Below are 14,489 nucleotides of genomic sequence, written 5' to 3'. Positions count from 1 at the left end.
CTACGTGAAATTTGCTGAACCTAATATCTATGGTCATCTGTTGGGTTTCGTTCCTCAACCCAACCTACGTGAAATTTGCTGAACCTAATATCTATGGTCATCTGTTGGGTTTCGTTCCTCAACCCAACCTACGTGAAATTTGCTGAACCTAATATCTATGGTCATCTGTTGGGTTTCGTTCCTCAACCCAACCTACGTGAAATTTGCTGAACCTAATATCTATGGTCATCTGTTGGGTTTCGTTCCTCAACCCAACCTACGTGAAATTTGCTGAACCTAATATCTATGGTCATCTGTTGGGTTTCGTTCCTCAACCCAACCTACGTGAAATTTGCTGAACCTAATATCTATGGTCATCTGTTGGGTTTCGTTCCTCAACCCAACCTACGTGAAATTTGCTGAACCTAATATCTATGGTCATCTGTTGGGTTTCGTTCCTCAACCCAACCTACGTGAAATTTTCTCTAAATAAATCTCAAACAACAAAACTTCATCCTAAAAACTAGGTTTTTACGTAAGTTCTATTTTCAGTATTCTTCTCAATTGACTTGTACTAAAACAAACTTGATAATTTTTAAATCATTATTAAAATATAACCCTAAGACAAAAAATGCAATATCGTAGAGTCAAAGTAGATGGAGGTACATACTTTTTTACTATAGTGACTCACAACAGACGCAAGTTTTTATGTGAACCAAGTAATATTTCTCTATTAAGAGATGCGTTTCGATACGTGCTAGAGCAACATCCTTTTAAAATTGAAGCGATCGCTATATTACCCGAGCACATACACTGTATTTGGACACTACCTGAAGGAGATTGTGACTATTCTACACGCTGGCGTTTAGTCAAAAGTTATTTTAGTCATCGCTGTGCAAGTATTTATCGCGGTGAAATATCCACATCTAGAAAAAAGAAGCAGGAGCAGGCGATTTGGCAACGTCGCTTTTGGGAACATCAAATACGAGATGAAAAAGACTTTATTAATCATCTGGAGTACATTCATTATAATCCTGTGAAGCATGGATTAGTGGTAGCACCCAAGGATTGGGAATATTCTAGTTTTCACCGTTACGTTCGGCAGGGAATTTATACCATAAACTGGAGAGCAAACAGCAATGGAAGTCATGAGCAATATTACTTACAATAGGACTCGGATAAGGCATAAATGTTCAACCATGTGTGTTGGGTATATAATAATTTGTCAATCAAATTCGAGATTGACGAGGTAGGTTGGGTTGAGGAACGAAACCCAACATTTTGACAACATTGTTGGGTAACGCTATCGCCTCAACCCAACAAACACGAGTATTCTTGACCGAGCAGTATTGGGTCAGGGGTGATTACCTACCGTGAAGAACGAATACGAATCATTTCAGTAAAGCGTGCTCTTGTTTCAGAGACTCCAATTGAAACCCATGTAGGTGGTGAATCCAGTCCTGTAAGCGGGTTTCCCACGCCCAGGGAACTGGTGAACCCGGAGGGGGTTTTGTCTGTATAGCCGCGATTTCAAGCGCTCGGTATTTATTCCAAATTGGGATGCTCCCACGCTCTGAGTATTTTCTTGTTCTTGAGTCTAAACTCCAGATGCTAGAAATTTACCTAAATTTTCTTTACGCCACTTAGCATCAGCTTTGCGGTTTGTTCGCAATTCCAAAACCCGAATTCCCTGCATCGGTAATGGATTTAATTTTTCCTGTAATTCTTTCCAAGAACTTATCAATTCATATTTGACATTATAAGTAGCACACAACTGAGTAAAATCAATATCTTGAGGCGTGGCAAAAAATTCTTCAAACGGTGGTTCAAATTGAGCTATGGGTAACATCTCAAAAATACCGCCTCCATTATTGTTAATCAACACAATTGTTAAATGCCCGACAAATTTATTTCTAATTAAAAATCCATTGGTGTCGTGTAGTAGAGCTAAATCCCCTGTCAACATCACACTACTTTGCTGGCGATGGGCAATTCCTAAAGCAGTGGATAATGTACCATCAATACCATTTGCACCTCGGTTGAAGAAGGGTTGCAAGTCTAGAGAATTTGGTTGCCAAAAAAATTCAACATCCCGTACTGGCATACTATTAGCAATAAATATGGGCGTTTTTGGTGGTAAGGTTTGAGAAAGCAACCAAGCTGTTTTTCCCTCAAATAAATCCTCCATTTCTGATAAAGTTCGATTGACTTCTTCTCTAACTTTTGCTTCTGCTGTTAACCACATTTCAAGATAAGAAAACGAGGAGGATGACGAGAAATGCCCTTCTCTCCCACTTCCTAATTCCTCAACACCAATCCGCACGTGAATTGTTCTACCGTGCAAGGGGTCAAGATTACGATCGCTTGGATCGATAATCCATCTCTGCCCGGACGTATCGGTTAACCAATTGCGTAACTCCTTACTTGTAGGCATTTCACCAATTTGAATGACTACTTCAGGTGCTAGCTGTTTTGCTAGAGAGCGATCGCGTAAAATCAAGTCATAGGTAGAAATAATGTTAGGGTTTAAATCGGCATGGTTTCTGACTGGAGATAGCCCCTCTGCTAAAACTGGGAATTTTAAGATTTTAGAAAGGTGGGCGATTGCATGACAGTATTCTCGTGGTTTTTGCGGCTGAGCAACACCAGCAATAATGATTCCTTTACTGGAGTTGAGCCATTCGTCGGGATAGAAGTCCCGGCGGTAAGTGGTATTTGAAGTTAGAAGCTGGGTTGGTATGTGAGTAAAAAAGTGTTCTGGTTGAAATTGGGACTGTAAAAATTCTAGGGATGTTGAGTGTAATGTTTCTACTTCCCGAACAGGTGCAAGAGGATCTCGGAAGGGTACATTCAGGTGTACAGATCCGGGTACGGGATGAAGAGTTTTTTCCCACGCCTGAATAATTGTTTGTCGTAAGTAGGCTAACATTCCCATATCTGGAGAAGGTATAGCTAATTCTGCTTGCCAGTTTGGGTAAGTGCCGTATAATTTCAACTGGTCTACAGTTTGCCCTGAATGGCAATTTCTTAACTCTGGTGGTCTGTCGGCAGTTAGTAACAACAACGGTACGCAACTTTCTTTTGCTTCAATGACAGCAGGATAAAAATTTGCTCCTGCCGTTCCTGATGTACAAACAATGGCTGCAGGAACTCCTGTTGCTTTGGCTCGTCCTAGAGCAAAAAAAGCAGCAGAACGTTCATCCAGAATAGAAATAACTTCAAGATGAGGGGATTGTTGGGCAAAGGCGACTGCTAGGGGTGTGGAACGAGAACCCGGACAAATAACAACACAGGCTAATCCCAATCGCTTCAATGTTTCAGCAACAATTGATGCCCATACAGAGTTAATGTTTCTAAAATCTATTGTCATTGTGTTGAGGTTGGGGACTGGGGACTGGGGACTGGGGACTGGGGACTGGGAACTGGGCAATGGGGACTGGGAAATTAATTGCCAATTCCCAATCGCCAATCCCCAATCGCTTCTTCTATAAATGTGAGATGATAATCTAATGTTTGTTATCAAGGGTACATTATTACTTAATATGGATTGCATTCATCTCACAGGAATTCGTAGTTATGGCTACACGGGTTACTTACCCGAAGAACAAATTTTAGGACAATGGTTTGAGGTGGATGTGAAGTTATGGCTGGATCTCTCAAGCTCGGGTGAAACTGATGCTATAGAAGACACCGTAGATTACCGCAGTATTATCAGTTTAGTACAAGATAGTGTGAAGACATCAAAGTTTGCTTTGGTGGAACGATTAACAGCGTCGATTGCTGATTCTATTTTGGCGTTGAGCGATCGCGTGACGCAAGTTCAAGTCATTTTAAGTAAACCTGCAGCACCTATTCCAGACTTTAGTGGCAAAATTAGCATCGATATAATTAAAAAAAGATGAAGAATCGAACACTATGACTCCATCTCTATTAATAACTTTGAAATATATTTTCTTTAATTAAGATACCTTTTATACTTATAAATAGTTAGATGATAACATTTTGTTGAACTAACTGTATCTTCAATTCACTCATGATATCCAAATACTCTCTTAAGTACATTAAGAGCAGTTACTTAAACCGGACAAGTTTATAAATTCTCAAAAAAAGTCCTCAGATATTAAGTATTCGATAAAGTAGTGTTCGCAGTGATTTTGAAGATTTATGATTGTAGGATCGCTCAATTGACATTGAGTGAATTGCCGTTCGTAACATCTGAATTTTAGCCAACGGATTATCTTAGCATGTGCAGCCCTAAAATCCTAGTTATTGAGGATAAAGAAACTTTTACATTTACTCTTAGACAAAAGTTACAAGAATTGGGATACACGGTTTCAGAAATTACTAATTCAGAAGAAGAGGTACTGAAAACAAGAGAGCTTTATATTGCGATTGAAATGGCTCTTCATAAACATTATGCTGAAACAACTTTGCAGGTAGAACAGCAAAAGTTCACAGCCATTTTAAAAAGCATGGGTTGTGCTGTTATTATTACTGATATTCATGGTTGTGTCCAAATGATGAATCCACTAGCAGAAGTACTGACTGCTTGCGATCGACATGAAGTCACTAACAACGAATTAGCAAACATTTTAAGTTTTGCTGATAAAGAGATAAAGGAAGAAATAGAGAGTTTAACAAAACAAGTTTTACAAGAAGGTATATCTGTTAACCTATCAAAAAATTGTATACTCTGTGCGAAAGACGGTAGAGAACTTCATCTTGAAGGGAGTGTATCGCCTATTCACGATAATAATGGTCATATCAAAGGTGCTGTTTTAGTTTTTCAAGATATTACTCAACGCAAACAGGTAGAAGCAGAACTGGTTCGCAATGCTTTTTACGATCTACTCACGGGATTAGCAAATCGGGCTTTATTTCTTGAACGATTGAAACAGGCATTTGAACGAAGTCAGAGAAGTAACAATTATCAATTTGCTGTGTTATTTTTAGACTTAGATGGTTTCAAAACAATCAATGACAACTTTGGACATTGTGTTGGCGATCGGTTATTAATGGAAACAGCCCGACGTTTGGAGTCTTGCGTGCGTGGTTGCGATACAGTAGGACGATTTGGTGGTGATGAGTTTGTTGTCCTTGTAGAAGATATTAAAGATGTTACTGATGCTATTCATGTTGCTCAACGCATACAAAGCTCTTCAAAACTACCAGTTACCATCAACTCTCAACAACTTTTTGTTGGCGTGAGTATCGGTATTGCTTTAAATTGTTTTCCTTATAAAGACCCTTCTAGTTTGCTGAGAGATGCTGATATCGCTATGTACCGTGCAAAAGCTCAGGGAAAAGGTCGATATGCTGTGTTTAATTTCCCGCAATTAAATAGATAGGTACTAATAAACAGAAATATAACACAAAATGTAAATATATCTGAAACTTTTACTAATGACAAGTGACAAATGACAAATAATAAATGACAATCCTGACTAGTTATCTTTAATTCTACCAACCACTTAACGATTAAGCTGTAAAAATGTTTGTAATGCTTCTTGCACATCACTTTGTTGGAGATAAGTCTCCGTCGCTTCAATTAAATTACTGATATTTTCTTTACTAACATCATCAAGATCGTCACTCAACCGCTTACCAGTTAAATGTCGATCCAGTTTGAACTGCAACCGTAAAAAACGATTTTGAATAACTTGATAGGTGATGTATTCATAAACGTCTGATGTTGCATCAAACAAAACATTAACAAGTGGTTGCGCCCATTGTAAGATACCCCATCGGCGAGCAGATTCAAACGGAATGATTCGCGTAGCATCACCTGTTCCTAAAGAGAGAACCGTAATTTCATCTAGTGAATGACCTAACCTTAAAGCTTCAGCAACAGCACAACTCGATGGATTATTTGCTGCTACACCACCATCAATAGCAGAGTAAATAGTTTGGATTGAATAGGTAGAGGTGTTATCAGGTATAACATTCCAAGGTATATTTAGAAATGCTGTCTTTGTCACTCCTCTATATTGTTCTATAATACGAGATTGACCTTCTCCCATACCATCAGTAATTCTCAAAATTTGCTTGTTATATAAGCCTTCTGTTGAAGATACATCCCGATTAAAAACAAGACTTTGTAAATCTCCTTGTTGAACTTTGCCATATATATTTTTTTCAAGTTTATATGCTGGAAAATAAGTTGGTGCTGATGCTGAACATACACAAACTTCCCATAAAGGGACATTACCATAACCTTTGTCTTGTCGCCAACTTTTAAAAATAATTGGTTCTCGTTCAATCGTGTCATAGGATACTATCAACAGTAACGGTGAGCGAACATCAAAAAGTCTGGTATCTTCAAAAACTTCTTTCAAGACTTCAATCAAGCCTGTATTGGAAAATTTAGGTGCAGATAAACCATATTTGAGTAGTAATGGAATTCTTTTTAGTGAAAACAAACTTCGGTAAGGAAATATTTTTGGGCTTTTATACCTATACATATCAATAATATCTTCACTTTTGAGACCTTTGGCAATTGCTGCTGCTAAAATTGAGCCTGTAGAAGTTCCAGCAATTAAGTGAAAGTACTCATTTAAGGGTTGAGAAATCTGCTTCTCAATTGACGCAAGCATCGTTGCTGCGACAATTCCTCGAATTCCGCCTCCATCTAAGCTTAAAATCCGAAAAGGCATACTTTTTTTCCCTTGTTAACTACACATAATATAGTAATACTAAATCATTTATGAGAAATAATATCCCCGACTTCTTTGAGAAGTCGGAAATATTGGTCTTTTAATTTATTTTAAAAAATCTTATAGTTTATTTACTATTTCTAGCAATATATAAAGATAACAAGAATCTTTAAAAAATCAATTTAGTATCTAATTGATAGAGTAGAAACTAACATCTAAATATGGAAAAGACAGAAAAACAAAAAATGCTTTCTGGTGAGCTATATCTTGCTACAGAAATAGAACTTTTGAACGAGAGAAAAATGGCAAGTCGGTTGCTGAGAACGTATAATTCAACAACGGAAGAACAACGGGAAGAGCGATCGCAAATCTTGCAAGAATTATTCGGTGAAATAGGGCAAGGAACATATATCACGCCACCATTTTACTGTGATTATGGTAAAAACATTTATGCAGGAGACGGACTGTATATGAATGTTGGTTGTGTCATTTTAGACTGCAATACAGTTCATATAGGTAACAATGTTTTATTTGCGCCATACGTTCAAATTTATACAGCACATCATCCAGTAGAACCAGAAATTCGGCTTTCAGGCAAGGAACTAGCATCTCCAATTAGAATCGGTAACAACGTTTGGATTGGAGGTAATGCCATTGTTTGTCCCGGTGTGACTATTGGTGATAATACTACTATTGGCGCGGGGAGTGTAGTAACAAAAGATATACCTGCCAATGTTGTTGCTGTTGGCAATCCTTGTAGAGTCATAAGGCAGTTATCTTGATTGTGCTAGCTTACCTACTGACACTTTACAGACTATTTAGCTTATACTTGTGGATTCGCGCATAATATGAAATTTGGACATTTTAAAAATGAGCGCTTGTCTTCAGTACGCCGCGCTTACACTGCAACTTTTGTAAACTATGAGCATTATCGTCCTTGGTAGCATCAATATAGACCTAGTAGCAACAGTACCTCGGTTACCAGTTGCAGGAGAAACGCTGTTGGGACAGGATTTTTTTAAAGTACCTGGTGGTAAAGGCGCAAATCAAGCAGTTGCATTAGCAAGATTGGGAATTCCGACTCATATGATAGGGCGTGTAGGTGGAGACAGTTTTGCTGAGGAACTCGTTAGTAGTTTGCAAGAATCTAGAGTGAAAACTGAGAATATATTTGTTGATGAAACGGTAAGTTCTGGAGTTGCTCTAATTGCTGTAGATTTGAAAGGTGAAAATCAAATTATTGTTACTCCTGGTGCGAACGGACAGGTAAATGAGGAAGATATAAAACGGTTATCACACGTGTTACCGGAAGCCACAACACTGCTTTTACAATTTGAAATTCCCATACCTACCGTTGTTTTAGCCGCCCAAGCAGCACAAGCGGCGGGAGTGACGGTAATACTCGATCCAGCACCTGCAAACAAAGAAATGCCAAAAGAACTTTACCCATTGGTAGATATTATTACACCCAATGAAGTTGAAGCAGAACAACTTGTGGGTTTTCCCGTGGATGGAGAAGACTCAGCACGAGAAGCAGCGACAGTGTTGAGACAGTGGGGAGTCAAAAATGCCATTGTAAAACTCGGTGCTAAGGGCGTTGTTTGTGCAACAGCAGAAGAAACCTTCTTTGTACCTGCATTTCCAGTTCGTACCGTTGACACAACTGCTGCAGGGGATGCATTTAATGGTGGTTTAGCCGCAGCACTTCACGAAGGATTGTCATTACATCAAGCAGTGGTTTGGGGTGCAGCTGCAGGTGCAATAACTGCAACAAAACTGGGCGCACAAGCTTCTCTTCCCGATAAAATAACATTTGATAATTTTATTAACAGTAACCAGTAATCAGTGACCAGTGACCAGTGACCAGTGACCAGTTATGATTACTGATTACTGATTACTGGTCACTGATTATGTTCGTATTAATGGATCATGATGGTGGTGTAGATGATTATTTAGCAACGATGTTGCTTATGACAATGCATAACGTGCAGCCTCTTGGTATCGTTGTTACTCCAGCCGATTGCTACGCGGAACCAGCTGTTAGTGCTACACGTAAAATTCTAGATCTTATGGGATGCGATCGCGTTCCCGTTGCTGAAAGTACTGTACGCGGTATTAATCCCTTCCCTCGTCTCTACCGCCGCGATTCATTTATTGTTGACCATTTTCCAATTCTCAATCAAAATGATACTATTCGCACACCCTTACTAACAGAACCCGGTCAAGATTTTACGATCCGGGTGTTACGAGAGTCGCCAGAACCAGTCACTTTAATGGTTACTGGACCTCTAACTAATGTAGCTCATGCACTCGATACAGCACCAGAAGTGGAGGCGAAAATTCAACGCATTGTCTGGATGGGAGGGGCGTTGAATGTTTCAGGTAATGTAGAAAAAAATTGGGAACCGGGACAAGATGGTTCGGCAGAATGGAATGCCTACTGGGACCCGATTTCAGTTGCAAGAGTGTGGCGATCGCAAATCGAAATTATCGTGTGTCCCTTAGATCTGACCAACAACGTACCTGTAACATCAGATCTAGTGTACAAGATGGGGAAACAAAGAAAATATCCTGTATCTGATTTAGCGGGACAATGTTATGCACTCGTCATTCCCCAAGATTATTATTTTTGGGATGTGCTAGCCACAGCTTACCTAGCTCATCCAGAATTTTACGAACTCCGGGAGTGGGAAACAGAAATTGTCACGCACGGTCTCAGCCAAGGACGTACTAAGATAGTCCCTGGAGGTCGTAAGATTTACGCCATGGATAAAGTAGATAAAGAAGCTTTCTACTCTTATATTCTGCAACAGTGGGCGAGATGAATTTTGAACCGCAGCCTGTAGCAGATGCACGCAGATAATTGTCCGCGTGCATCTGCTACAGGCTGCGGTTAATATTTCAAAAAATTCAATCCCAAGCACAAAGCTGCAACAGTTCCTGCAACACAAATTTCTCCAATGAGAATTTTTTCCCTAACTGATTCCACGGGAATCAAAAGAACTTCAATTTCTTCTGTAATATCTAAACTTTGGTCACTCACTTTTGTGACATTCTCTGCTATATACAAATGTATTTGATTGGTATCTTTACTTGGTTTGTCATAAATTGTTGAAATTTTTGTGATATGTTGGGCAAGATAACCTGTTTCTTCTTGCAGTTCTCTAATGGCTGCTGTTTCAGCACTTTCTTGTTCTGGATCGAAACTTCCTGCTGGAAGTTCAATGAAAAACTCACCCACTGCATGCCTGTATTGACGGACAAAAATAATTTCCCTGTTGCAAGTAATGGGTAATATTAAAGCAACATCCTGTTTCAGATTAACAAAATAATCGTCTATAATTTTACCGTTAGGTAACTGTAGTTTATCTCGCCTGACTTTACACCAGTAATGGTCTAAAATCATTGTTGAGTTCAGAATCTTCCATTTTTGTAAATTGGTCATGGATATAAGGTCGAGGATGAAAGAAAGATAAAACATCAAATATTTTATACTTTATTCTGTACATAAAATGAAGTAGCTATGCGGAAATAAAAAGAACTACATTAGAAAATATAAATACGTCTGAAATCCTTACCAATGACAAATGACAAACGACAAATGACGTTCCTGACTAGTTAACTGTAATTGTGCTGACTTATTTATGCAGATAGAAGTAGAGACATTCACTGTAAACAAGCGCTTTCCTTTGACCATCAGTCGCGGTACGACGGCAAAGACAACAAATGTATGGGTAAAGATTTCCCATGATGGTATAGAAGGATGGGGTGAAGCATCACCTTTTGGCGTGGGGACTTCTCCACAGTCAACAGAGATAATTCAGAATGCTCTACTGCAAAGCTTGCCTATTTTACAACAATTTAGCCCACTCCAAAAACAGGCAATTGATGTTGTGTTGAATAAATCTCATATTCCTTCATCTGCCAAAGCAGGCTTAGATATAGCCCTCCATGATTGGTTGGGCAAATATGTAGAACTGCCTTTATGGCAATTGTGGGGGCTAGAACTCAAATCTATTGTACCTACATCAGTGACTATTGGTATTAACTCTCCCGAAGGAGCAAGAGCTAGGGCGCGAGATTGGTTACAATTTACCGATGTCCGCGTTTTTAAGGTAAAGTTGGGGAGTCCGGATGGGATTGCGGCAGATCGAAAGATGTTATTAGCAGTGCGAGAAGAAGCACTAGATCGAGAATTGTATGTTGATGCGAATGGGGGTTGGAGTTTGGAAGATGCGATACAAATGTGCAATTGGCTTGCTGATGTGGGTATAAAGTATGTAGAGCAACCACTAAAGAAAGGGCAGGAAGAAAAGTTAGGCAGTCTCAAGAAGCAAACTTCTCTACCTATCTTTGTTGATGAAAGTTGTTTCACGAGTTCGGATATTCCTAAATTAGCAAACTACGTAGATGGAATTAATATCAAATTGATGAAATCTGGAGGATTGACAGAAGCAATGCGGATGGTACACACAGCACGGGCGCATGGGTTGCAAGTGATGTTTGGTTGCTATTCCGACAGTACGCTAGCCAATACAGCAGCGCTACAGCTTGCTCCACTAGCTGACTATCTAGATTTAGATAGCCATCTCAATCTTATAGATGACCCCTTCACAGGTGCAATCTTGCAACAGGGGAGAGTGTTACCAAACTATTTACCAGGGTTGGGGGTACAACGCAGTGCGTCTGGCGCTTAATCAAAGAATCGCAATTCTATTGCATGAAGGAATCCAAGGACGGCATGGCAAAACGGGGCTTGCACTTTTACGTTATAGTGAAGCTTCGATAGTAGCAGCAATTGACCGCGAATGTGCGGGTAAATCTCTATTAGAGTTAACGGGTATCAAACGCGATGTCCCGATAGTCTCATCTGTTGCTGAATCACTGACTTACAAACCACAAGTTTTGGTTATCGGTATCGCTCCTGGAGGAGGTACTGTACCGGATGATTATTGGCATGAAATCAAAGATGCTGTCATGGCTGGAATGTCGATAGTAAACGGTTTGCATACACCCCTATCAACAATGACAGAGTTAAAGGCATTGCTAAAACCGGGACAAGTCATCTGGGATGTACGCAAAGAACCGCCTAATCTGGGTGTAGCTTCTGGAATAGCAAGAACTTTACCCTGTCGCCGAGTGTTGACTGTGGGAACGGATATGTCAGTGGGTAAGATGTCAACAAGTTTGGAGTTAAACTGGGCGTCGCGATTGCGAGGTTTGCGCTCTAAATTTTTGGCGACAGGGCAAACAGGTTTAATGTTGGAAGGAGATGGCATACCGCTAGATGCTGTAAGAGTGGACTATGCGGCTGGTGCGGTGGAACAAATGGTTGTGCGTTATGGGAAAAATTACGACATTTTATATATTGAAGGACAAGGTTCGCTACTGCACCCCGGTTCTACAGCAACTCTGCCCTTGATGCGCGGTTCGCAACCAACACAAATGATACTCGTACATCGTGCGGGACAAACTGAGGTATCTAGTGGTGGCGTGTTTATTCCTCCTCTATCTGAAGTTGTTCGGTTATATGAAGCTGTCGCCCGTGCTGGAGGTGCTTTTGCACCCGTACCCGTTGCAGGGATTTCTCTGAATACTCGGCATTTGGATGAGTCAGAGGCTAAGAGTGCGATCGCATCTGTGGAAGCAGAAACTCATCTTCCCTGTACAGATCCCGTTCGTTTTGGTGCTGCTAAGTTGTTAGATGCTGTGTTAAAGGCATAGAAATGACAGCAGACCCACTCTTTTATGAAATCTTCAAAGAAATTCCGGAGTTATTTTTTGAATTAGGGACTTCCAAGAAATAATACTAATCCCCTATTATAAATTATCCATCTTGTGGGACGGGCGTCCCGCCCGTCTCCTAGTTAATAGCAGGCTAGAAGCCCGCATCACAAGAAATTTTTGGAGATTTAAAGATTAGTTTCGCCAATTCAACAGAAAAATAAGATAGAAATGATACCAGTCTTATTAGAGTTAGGGTTAACGATTGAGCAGACTGCCGAACGCTTGAATTTGGATGTGGAAACTGTCAGAAAACACGCTCAACAATGAAATTTAGGTTGAGAATAAGCTGTTTGGAAGGGGCGCTTTTGAGCGAAGCGTCCTAATTTCGGCATTCATCTCACAAGAAGTTGGAGATCTCATCAAACTCAAGCGATCGCAATTTACGAGCCGGACTGCTCTAGTATGAAGATTATGAAAATTCCAAATTTTGTCATTTAAAATACATTTATACAAATTGTAATATGTCCTGTTTCTTCTGAGATTTTAAGCATTAATGCTTATGCTAACACAGCCGGTGTGGCACAGGCGTATCTAAACCAATTGTGCCAGTTGCGTAAGTCCTGGCTTAATCCCCCTAAATCTGCTGTATCAATCATAGTTTTCCATATACAGTTCGTAACTTATAGGTGTATAACCTACAGAATTAAAATTGTCTGAATTAACAAATTCTTCTAACAAACAATAATTTTCGTATTCTTCTTGAGATTCAAAACCAAAATCGCTATAACTTGGGATAGCTTTTTCTCTTTCTTGTTGTTCTAAATGATTTTTAAGTGCTCTCACCTGAAAATAATCAGTACAATTCAAATAATTTAGATAAGATAAAAAAACTTCCCAACAGACTGTAAAAGAGCTATAAATTTTTATTCTAAAATTACCATAACTTTCCTCCACTTTATAATAATTAATTATTTGTTTTTTTTCACTCTCAATATATTCATCTATAGTTTGAATAAAATCGTCAATATTAGAGATAACATTAAATGTTGCAAAATAATAAGTCTCATCCATTTGGATCTGAAAATATGATGTGATTTCAAAAAGTAATTCTTTATCGAAAGAATACTCTTCAGAATAAAAAAGCAAATTCATAAGCTAAAAAAAATCTACAATCATATATTTCCCAGCTAGCGATAAAAAATAACGCCTATCTCAACATTTCTCAATTGCCTACTTCCTTACCAAGCTTAACTATCCCAAACCCCGTTCCCCTACCGTTCACCCACCGTGGCTGTGTATAACAATCACTACTTAGTTTTGCTTATTTTCTTGTCCAAATGACTTATTTCTGTATAAGAAATTATTTTCATTCTGGACGGGCTAGATCATTTGCCATAACTGGCTTAGAAGGGGAAACTGTTAATCAATTTTAATTTCTAATTTTCCCTAAAGACTTTCTAAGTGTTTTCCCTGCTTGCAATGTTAATAATGTTCTGATTGGGAAAGGAGGGTAATTGTCCTTAATGGGTTATACAATTTCTTTGTGAAGCTGCAATATGTTTTACCCCCTTAGCTAACACTGTCCGCCGATATCTTGGGACTACAGGCGAATCTTCATACAGCATTGGTATTAGCTAAATCTTTATACTTTTATAAGTGAAATCTCTCTTGGAACTATAAACTTAATCTAGTTAAGATTATTACAAAATTTAACTAGATTCAAAACCATGATACTTAGTAATTCTGGCAATACTGCTGCACTTAGTAATAGAAAGACACGAGAGGACTATAGGGCGGATTACGAAAGTGCTTTGTTACGTGCTTACACATTTGATGTTCCTAGTGCTATAAGAGCAATTACAACTGGTGGATATTATAACCCTTGAAAAAGGAATGTTATGAGTACTAGACAAATAATCACCCTACTAACGTCACAAGCCCCTAATCGGGGTTCAGCCGGGATAGGTGTAAGACGGTATATCAAAGGTTTTTTTTTGCAAAGTTCGCGAGATGCACTGCTTTATTATGAAGATTAGTTAAAAAAAGGCGCGATCGCTATAAACCTTGAAAAAGAAAAGACACTACCCTGTGCTTATTTACCTAATTGCTCATAAAGTTAATAAAGAGCTT

General features: G+C 39.1%; 13 protein-coding genes. 9 read left to right on the top strand and 4 right to left on the bottom strand.

The window, feature by feature from the left end; translation table 11 throughout:
• The first annotated feature begins 610 nt into the window (after positions 1-610).
• On the top strand, positions 611-1,150 hold the full coding sequence (locus ACKTT2_RS48460) for an REP-associated tyrosine transposase (protein ID WP_407900276.1): 540 nt from the start codon (positions 611-613) through the stop codon (positions 1,148-1,150).
• 426 nt (positions 1,151-1,576) lie between these two features.
• Here ACKTT2_RS48460 and menD read toward each other — a convergent pair whose 3' ends face one another.
• The gene (gene menD / locus ACKTT2_RS48455; protein ID WP_407900275.1) at positions 1,577-3,349 is read right to left on the bottom strand and encodes a 2-succinyl-5-enolpyruvyl-6-hydroxy-3-cyclohexene-1-carboxylic-acid synthase; all 1,773 of its coding nucleotides are present in this window, start codon (positions 3,347-3,349) and stop codon (positions 1,577-1,579) included.
• 172 nt (positions 3,350-3,521) lie between these two features.
• On the opposite strand from menD, the gene folB reads away from it, so the two are divergent.
• Both folB and ACKTT2_RS48445 read left to right on the top strand, forming a co-directional pair.
• A complete protein-coding gene (folB, locus tag ACKTT2_RS48450; protein ID WP_407900289.1) occupies positions 3,522-3,881 on the top strand; it encodes a dihydroneopterin aldolase in 360 nt (119 codons plus the stop codon).
• A 342-nt stretch (positions 3,882-4,223) separates the two neighbouring features.
• Complete coding sequence (locus ACKTT2_RS48445; protein WP_407900274.1) at positions 4,224-5,327, top strand: diguanylate cyclase domain-containing protein; 1,104 nt, start codon at positions 4,224-4,226, stop codon at positions 5,325-5,327.
• A 123-nt stretch (positions 5,328-5,450) separates the two neighbouring features.
• Here ACKTT2_RS48445 and ACKTT2_RS48440 read toward each other — a convergent pair whose 3' ends face one another.
• On the bottom strand, positions 5,451-6,632 hold the full coding sequence (locus tag ACKTT2_RS48440) for a patatin-like phospholipase family protein (RefSeq protein ID WP_407900273.1): 1,182 nt from the start codon (positions 6,630-6,632) through the stop codon (positions 5,451-5,453).
• A 221-nt stretch (positions 6,633-6,853) separates the two neighbouring features.
• Here ACKTT2_RS48440 and ACKTT2_RS48435 point away from each other — a divergent pair, with 221 nt between their 5' ends.
• The 3 genes from ACKTT2_RS48435 (at position 6,854) to ACKTT2_RS48425 (ending at position 9,457) form a co-directional block, all read left to right on the top strand.
• Positions 6,854-7,414, top strand: a complete 561-nt coding sequence (locus tag ACKTT2_RS48435) for a sugar O-acetyltransferase (protein ID WP_407900272.1) — start codon at positions 6,854-6,856, stop codon at positions 7,412-7,414.
• Between the two features lie 139 nt (positions 7,415-7,553).
• The gene (rbsK, locus tag ACKTT2_RS48430) at positions 7,554-8,474 is read left to right on the top strand and encodes a ribokinase (protein WP_407900271.1); all 921 of its coding nucleotides are present in this window, start codon (positions 7,554-7,556) and stop codon (positions 8,472-8,474) included.
• An 80-nt stretch (positions 8,475-8,554) separates the two neighbouring features.
• Complete coding sequence (locus tag ACKTT2_RS48425; RefSeq protein ID WP_407900288.1) at positions 8,555-9,457, top strand: nucleoside hydrolase; 903 nt, start codon at positions 8,555-8,557, stop codon at positions 9,455-9,457.
• A 68-nt stretch (positions 9,458-9,525) separates the two neighbouring features.
• On the opposite strand, the gene ACKTT2_RS48420 is transcribed toward ACKTT2_RS48425, so the two are convergent.
• Entirely contained in the window at positions 9,526-10,077 is a 552-nt protein-coding gene (locus tag ACKTT2_RS48420) for an NUDIX hydrolase (protein WP_407900270.1), read from the bottom strand.
• Between the two features lie 199 nt (positions 10,078-10,276).
• Here ACKTT2_RS48420 and ACKTT2_RS48415 point away from each other — a divergent pair, with 199 nt between their 5' ends.
• Complete coding sequence (locus ACKTT2_RS48415; RefSeq protein ID WP_407900269.1) at positions 10,277-11,329, top strand: dipeptide epimerase; 1,053 nt, start codon at positions 10,277-10,279, stop codon at positions 11,327-11,329.
• On the top strand, positions 11,313-12,356 hold the full coding sequence (locus tag ACKTT2_RS48410) for an N-acetyltransferase DgcN family protein (protein ID WP_407900268.1): 1,044 nt from the start codon (positions 11,313-11,315) through the stop codon (positions 12,354-12,356). The genes ACKTT2_RS48415 and ACKTT2_RS48410 overlap by 17 nt, the downstream gene beginning before the upstream one ends.
• Positions 12,357-13,007: 651 nt before the next feature.
• On the opposite strand, the gene ACKTT2_RS48405 is transcribed toward ACKTT2_RS48410, so the two are convergent.
• The gene (locus ACKTT2_RS48405; RefSeq protein ID WP_407900267.1) at positions 13,008-13,511 is read right to left on the bottom strand and encodes a hypothetical protein; all 504 of its coding nucleotides are present in this window, start codon (positions 13,509-13,511) and stop codon (positions 13,008-13,010) included.
• Positions 13,512-14,086: 575 nt separating this feature from the next.
• On the opposite strand from ACKTT2_RS48405, the gene ACKTT2_RS48400 reads away from it, so the two are divergent.
• Positions 14,087-14,245 carry a hypothetical protein gene (locus tag ACKTT2_RS48400; protein WP_407900266.1) on the top strand — a complete coding sequence of 53 codons (159 nt, stop codon included), beginning with the start codon at positions 14,087-14,089 and terminating at the stop codon, positions 14,243-14,245.
• Positions 14,246-14,489 lie beyond the last annotated feature (244 nt).

The sequence above is a fragment of the Scytonema hankhaensis NUACC26 genome (genome assembly GCF_045865695.1).
In the GTDB taxonomy this organism is placed as follows: Bacteria; Cyanobacteriota; Cyanobacteriia; order Cyanobacteriales; family Nostocaceae; genus Scytonema.
This window is presented reverse-complemented; position numbering and strand designations above follow the sequence as displayed.

What these genes read in the sequence shown, in the direction of transcription:
- ACKTT2_RS48460 (WP_407900276.1), top strand. Translation starts at nt 611, where the DNA reads ATGCAATATCGTAGAGTCAAAGTAGATGGAGGTACATACTTTTTTACT.
- menD (WP_407900275.1), bottom strand. Translation starts at nt 3,349, where the DNA reads ATGACAATAGATTTTAGAAACATTAACTCTGTATGGGCATCAATTGTT.
- folB (WP_407900289.1), top strand. Translation starts at nt 3,522, where the DNA reads ATGGATTGCATTCATCTCACAGGAATTCGTAGTTATGGCTACACGGGT.
- ACKTT2_RS48445 (WP_407900274.1), top strand. Translation starts at nt 4,224, where the DNA reads ATGTGCAGCCCTAAAATCCTAGTTATTGAGGATAAAGAAACTTTTACA.
- ACKTT2_RS48440 (WP_407900273.1), bottom strand. Translation starts at nt 6,632, where the DNA reads ATGCCTTTTCGGATTTTAAGCTTAGATGGAGGCGGAATTCGAGGAATT.
- ACKTT2_RS48435 (WP_407900272.1), top strand. Translation starts at nt 6,854, where the DNA reads ATGGAAAAGACAGAAAAACAAAAAATGCTTTCTGGTGAGCTATATCTT.
- rbsK (WP_407900271.1), top strand. Translation starts at nt 7,554, where the DNA reads ATGAGCATTATCGTCCTTGGTAGCATCAATATAGACCTAGTAGCAACA.
- ACKTT2_RS48425 (WP_407900288.1), top strand. Translation starts at nt 8,555, where the DNA reads ATGGATCATGATGGTGGTGTAGATGATTATTTAGCAACGATGTTGCTT.
- ACKTT2_RS48420 (WP_407900270.1), bottom strand. Translation starts at nt 10,077, where the DNA reads ATGACCAATTTACAAAAATGGAAGATTCTGAACTCAACAATGATTTTA.
- ACKTT2_RS48415 (WP_407900269.1), top strand. Translation starts at nt 10,277, where the DNA reads ATGCAGATAGAAGTAGAGACATTCACTGTAAACAAGCGCTTTCCTTTG.
- ACKTT2_RS48405 (WP_407900267.1), bottom strand. Translation starts at nt 13,511, where the DNA reads ATGAATTTGCTTTTTTATTCTGAAGAGTATTCTTTCGATAAAGAATTA.
- ACKTT2_RS48400 (WP_407900266.1), top strand. Translation starts at nt 14,087, where the DNA reads ATGATACTTAGTAATTCTGGCAATACTGCTGCACTTAGTAATAGAAAG.